This is a genomic window from Wenyingzhuangia sp. (assembly GCF_039768515.1).
Classification (GTDB): domain Bacteria; phylum Bacteroidota; class Bacteroidia; order Flavobacteriales; family Flavobacteriaceae; genus Wenyingzhuangia.
The window spans coordinates 1-3534 of record NZ_JBDNAI010000025.1; the positions used below are offsets into that span (position 1 = coordinate 1).

4 protein-coding genes are annotated in these 3534 nt (G+C 33.3%); all 4 read right to left on the minus strand.

Annotated elements, in window-relative coordinates:
- Positions 1–82: 82 nt before the first annotated feature.
- A complete protein-coding gene (locus tag ABF281_RS01915) occupies positions 83–1576 on the minus strand; it encodes a quinol:cytochrome C oxidoreductase (RefSeq protein WP_347180014.1) in 1494 nt (497 codons plus the stop codon).
- Between the two features lie 26 nt (positions 1577–1602).
- Entirely contained in the window at positions 1603–2151 is a 549-nt protein-coding gene (locus ABF281_RS01920) for a cytochrome c (protein ID WP_347180015.1), read from the minus strand.
- A 10-nt stretch (positions 2152–2161) separates the two neighbouring features.
- Positions 2162–2689, minus strand: a complete 528-nt coding sequence (locus ABF281_RS01925; protein ID WP_347180016.1) for a DUF3341 domain-containing protein — start codon at positions 2687–2689, stop codon at positions 2162–2164.
- A gap of 2 nt (positions 2690–2691) precedes the next feature.
- Positions 2692–3534, minus strand: an 843-nt coding sequence (gene nrfD / locus ABF281_RS01930) for an NrfD/PsrC family molybdoenzyme membrane anchor subunit (RefSeq protein ID WP_347180017.1), incomplete at its 5' end; no start/stop codon positions are given.

Consider the following 3534-nt stretch of genomic DNA (forward strand, 5'->3'; position numbering starts at 1 on the left):
CTTACACCCATTGCAACACCTATAAAAATATAAAATAGAGCTAGCATATATATCTTTTCTTAATTATTTAATTCTTAATTTATTAATGATGATCTCCTGAACCTTCTCCTCTGTGTTCTATATTGTAATAATGAAAATGTTCACTTTCTTCTAAGAAAGGATTTCCTTTTGGAATTGGATTTGCCTTCGCAAATGCACTAAATACTGTGTAAATAAATATTCCTAAGAAAAATAAAAGCGCACTAAATTCAGCAATACCGAATGACCAAAAAGGACCAACTGTTGCTGGCATAATCATTACAAATATGTCTATGTAATGCCCACCTAAGATTACAATACCTCCTATAACAACAAACCATGGAATACTCTTGTAATCACTATTAAGTAGTAATAAAACAGGGAATACAAAATTCATTACAACCATCGCAATGAATGGTAATTTATACTCATTAAACCTTGCTACAAAATATGTTGTCTCTTCAGGAATATCTGCATACCAGATTAGCATGAATTGTGCAAACCATAAATAAGTCCAGAATACAGAGAAACCAAACATGAATTTGGCTAAATCATGAATATGACTATCATTTATACCAGGTATTGCATTTTTTGAACGTAAATAAATAGTAACAAAAGCAACAACTGTTAAAGCACTTACAAGCAAACTAGCCAATACGTACCAACCAAATAATGTAGAGAACCAGTGAGGGTCTAAGCCCATGATCCAATCCCAAGACATCATAGATTCTGAAATCATAAATAAGAACAAAAAGATAACAGATGCATTATAGTTTTTCTTATATGTCTTTTGATTATCGTTCGCAGTATCTTCTGCAATTGAATTTTTTCTAATAAACCATCTGTATGTGTTCCAAATTACTAAGTATACAATACTTCTGATTGTCCATCCTGGAACATTCATCCACCAAGATTTACCATCTACTATTGCATCGTAATTAGGGCTTGAAGGATCAAAAACACCTTCTGCCATCCATGGAAACATATGATTTACATGCAATACTGAAGCTGCTAAAATAACTAGCACCATAATTATTGAAGTTGGAACTAAATTTGCAGTAATTGCCTCCATTACTCTAAATAATACGATAGACCAACCTGACTGCGCTACTCGCTGAGCCGCATAAAATGCTAACACCAAAAGAGAAATTCCTAAGAAAAAGAATAAAGAAACATATAAGGCAGACCAAGGCTTATTTTGCAGTTGATGAAATGCATGTTCTGCATGTGCATCATGTTCTGCATGTGCATCATGTTCATTGTGATCTTCATGGTTGGTTGCCTCTTCAGAACCTTCATGATGCATATTCTCTACTCCATGATGTGAATCAGCTTCTGATGAAGCATCGTGATGTAAATCAGCTTCTGAAATAGCTGTATGTGCAGCATCAGCATGAGTGTTTCCGTGACCATCACCATGAGATGATTGTTTTGCAATGATTCCTTTAGCCTCCTCTATTGAACTTGGAGCTGTATAGAAGCTATATCCAATACCTATTAAACCAACAACAGTTAGAATAATAGAGAGCGATTTTAATTTACCTGAGAATTGATACATATCTTTCGTAATCTATCTTTTTGTAATTATTTTAATAAATCAACACGTAATTGTTCTACGTAATGAATTATTTGCCAACGTTCGTTATATGTTAATTGTCCAGAGTGAGATCCCATTAAATTCTTACCATGATAAATAACGTGATAAATAGAACCTGCAGTAATATCTCTATCCTTATAACTTGGTATCCCTTCAAACTTTTCTGCTTGAGCTAAATATCCGTTTCCATCTCCTTTTTTACCATGACATGAAATACAGTAAATTGAATACAATTCTTTACCTTTTTCTAGGTTAGTTTCGGAAGCTTCAATTGGATTTTTAAGTTCAGATTTTGCTTTTTCATATCCTTGAGGTGTGTCAGGAATATCATAAGCAGGATGACCACCTCTTGGAATAGTACCAGCAACAGGCTTACTATTTACTGGTTTTCCATTTAAACCATTTGCATCATCAGTGTCGTAAGGTATAGATACATACATATCTGGCATGTACTCTAACTGAGGTTTTCTTCTGTCATTACAAGATATTATACTTGCAAACACAACTAAAGCAATAAATAATTTTAAACTTTTCATTCTTCTTTTATTAGTGCTTATCTACTATATTAATTTCAACAGCTCCTGTTTTTGCTAATAATGAAGTTAATGCTTCTTCATTATTATGAACTGGAATTTCCATTAAAAAATGGTCATCTGTAGTTCTAGGATCTGGATTCTCTGCTTTTTTAAATGGCCAAATTCTACTTCTCATGTAAAAAGTAATAACCATTAAGTGTGCAGCAAAGAATACTGTTAATTCAAACATAATTGGCACAAATGCTGGCATATTTTCTATCCAAGAAAAACTTGGTTTCCCTCCAATATCTTGTGGCCAATCTTCAATCATCATATAATTTGTCATCCAAATTGCAAATGATAAACCTGTAATTCCGTAAAAGAAAGCAGTAATTGCCAACTTTGTTGGAGCTAATCCCATTGCTTTGTCTAAACCATGAACTGGAAATGGACAAAATACTTCTTCTATATGATGGTGTTCAGACTTTACTGCTTTTACAGCATCTAACAACACCTCATCATCATTGTAAAATGCGTGAATAACTTTTGATGATTCCATAATTATTCTTCTTTGTTTTTATCAGAGTTAGCTTCCTTAGATACTGATTCAGCAACAACTATTGCTGGTTTTGAAGGAATACCCTGTGCTCTTCTTTTTTTGTAAAATTCTCCAGAAGATTTTAATATTGTTTTTACTTCAGCTTGTGCAATTACTGGAAATGTTCTTGCGTATAATAAAAACAGCACAAAGAAAAATCCAATAGTTCCAATAAAAATACCTACATCTACAAAAGTTGGTTCGAATCTCCACCAAGTTGAAGGTAAATGACCTTTACTTAATACAATTGCAATAATATCGAAACGCTCAAACCACATACCTATATTGATGGCAATAGAGATAATAAATGACCAAATAAAACTTCTTCTTATCTTTTTAAACCAAAGTAATTGAGGAATAAAAATGTTAAAGATTAACAATGACCAAAAAGCCCACCAATAAGGACCTGTTGCAGCTCCTACAGATAGATAGGTATAATTTTCATAAGGAGAACCCGTATACCAAGCTATAAAAAATTCGGTTGCATATGCTACCGCAACAATACCTCCAGTTAAGATAATTACAATGTTCATGTACTCTACATGTAAACGTGTAATATATTCCTCCATATTTGTAACCTTACGCATAATTCCTAATAAGGTCTGTACCATTGCAAATCCTGAAAAGATTGCTCCAGCTACAAAGTAAGGAGGGAAAATTGTTGAGTGCCAACCTGGATTGATTGAAGTAGCAAAGTCCATAGATACGATAGTATGTACAGAAAGTACTAAAGGAGTAGCTAAACCAGCTAATACTAGAGATACTTCTTCAAAACGTTGCCAATCTTTAGCTCTACCTGACCAACC